Source organism: Thioalkalivibrio thiocyanoxidans ARh2 (assembly GCF_000385215.1).
GTDB lineage: Bacteria > Pseudomonadota > Gammaproteobacteria > Ectothiorhodospirales > Ectothiorhodospiraceae > Thioalkalivibrio > Thioalkalivibrio thiocyanoxidans.
This window is the reverse complement of sequence record NZ_ARQK01000003.1, coordinates 1-1,650: the sequence shown is the minus strand read 5'-3', so window position 1 is coordinate 1,650 and position 1,650 is coordinate 1. Positions and strand designations below refer to the sequence as shown.

The 1,650-nt window shown below is 61.9% G+C and carries 2 protein-coding genes and 2 pseudogenes; 2 read left to right on the top strand and 2 right to left on the bottom strand.

Annotated features, from left to right (window positions below; all coding sequences use genetic code 11):
• A pseudogene (locus G372_RS14535) lies at positions 1-101 on the bottom strand (hypothetical protein); the annotation flags it as partial.
• Between the two features lie 333 nt (positions 102-434).
• Here G372_RS14535 and G372_RS0100030 point away from each other — a divergent pair.
• Together G372_RS0100030 and G372_RS0100025 are read left to right on the top strand one after the other, a co-directional pair.
• Positions 435-746, top strand: coding sequence for a nucleotidyltransferase family protein (locus G372_RS0100030; protein WP_019623740.1), 312 nt, complete (start codon positions 435-437; stop codon positions 744-746).
• Entirely contained in the window at positions 736-1,083 is a 348-nt protein-coding gene (locus G372_RS0100025) for a HepT-like ribonuclease domain-containing protein (protein WP_018875235.1), read from the top strand. Before G372_RS0100030 ends, G372_RS0100025 begins: the two co-directional genes overlap by 11 nt.
• 225 nt (positions 1,084-1,308) lie before the next feature.
• Here the strand turns inward: G372_RS0100025 and G372_RS13400 are convergent.
• Positions 1,309-1,650, bottom strand: a pseudogene (locus G372_RS13400) (translational GTPase TypA); the annotation flags it as partial.

The window sequence follows — 1,650 nt, the reverse complement described above, 5'->3', positions numbered from 1 at the left end:
CCCTCGTAGACCTCGTCGCCGGGGCCGATGAACAGCTTGCCGCGATCCTGCAGGTTGAACAGGGCAAAGCCCAGCGCCTTGCCAGCGGCGTTGGCGATCAAGGGTCAGGGGGTCAGAGCTTGCCTTTTGCCCAAGGCGCTGCAAGAAGACGAGCTAGCTATACACGACAAAGCGCCCGGCGGATGATCCGACCGGGCGCTTCTTTTTTGCCTTGCCCACTGACGGGGCGCTGGCGTAGGCCTTATGCCGAGGCGGCGCGGGCGGCCTTCTTGCGTTCGTGCTCGAGCAGGAACTTCTTGCGGATGCGGATGCGCGCGCGTGGGGTCAGAGCTCGCCTTTTGCCCCCGGATTGGTCGCCCCCAGAGCTCTCAAATTGTTCGACGGCTGCGCTTGGGGCGTGACTGTCGTATCGTATTCCGGAAGGAGGCTCGGGCATGCATCCATTGATTGAACAACATCGCAGCGCCCTCGAATCGGTATGCCGTGACTTCGGCGTCTCGCGGCTCGACGTTTTCGGATCTGCAGCTCGCGGCGAAGATTTCGACCCTGAACGTTCGGACGTGGATTTCCTCGTAGAATTCGGGCCGGATCAGACCAGATTGTCCCTAGACAAATTCCTCGGTCTGCGCAGAGAGTTGAGCGACATTCTTGGACGGCCCGTGGACCTGGTGACGCCGGAAAGCGTGAGCAATCCGTATGTCCTCGCGGATATCGAGCGAACCCGGGAAGCGGTCCATGCGGCGTGATCCGCGTGCTTACGTTTGGGATGCACGTGAAGCCGCGAGACGCGTGGCGGAATTCGTGGAGGACGCAAACGAAGATGGCTACATGGCCAGCGACCTGATGCGCTCCGCCGTTGAGCGGCAGCTGGAGATTCTGGGCGAGGCGCTGGGGCAGCTGGAAAAGGCGGATCCCGATCTGGCCCGACAGATTCCACAGTTGAGGGCGGCCGTGGATCTGCGAAACCTGTTGATCCATGGTTATGCCAAGATCGATAGCCGTATTGTCTGGAGCACTGCCACGACCGACGTCCCGGTTATGGCGCGCGAACTGGACAGTTTACTGCGGCAACTGGATGAGTGAGGCCCGCAATAGCGGCCGTCACGTTGGGCTGCTAGCTGTTTGGGAAACCTTGCCTGTTTTGCCCCTCGGCGGAGCACCACATACAGGTCCCGGATAAACGCTTTGCAATTCCCGGGGTGGCAAAGAACCTGGTTCCAGCGGACATGACACGAAAAAGCGCCCGGCGGATGATCCGACCGGGCGCTTTTTTTGCCTGCCCCACTTGCGGGGCGTTGGCGTCCGCCGTTACGCCGAAGCGGCGCGGGCGGCCTTCTTGCGTTCGTGCTCGAGCAGGAACTTCTTGCGGATGCGGATGTTTTCCGGGGTGACCTCGACCAGTTCGTCGTCGTCGATGAACTCGATGGCCTGCTCCAGCGTCATGCGGATCGGCGGGGTCAGCTGGATGTTTTCGTCCGTGCCGGCGGCGCGGATGTTGGTCAGCTGCTTGGCCTTGAGTGCGTTGACGACCAGGTCGTTCTCGCGCGAGTGCAGGCCGATCACCATACCCTCGTAGACCTCGTCGCCGGGGCCGATGAACAGCTTGCCGCGATCCTGCAGGTTGAACAGGGCAAAGCCCAGCGCCTTGCC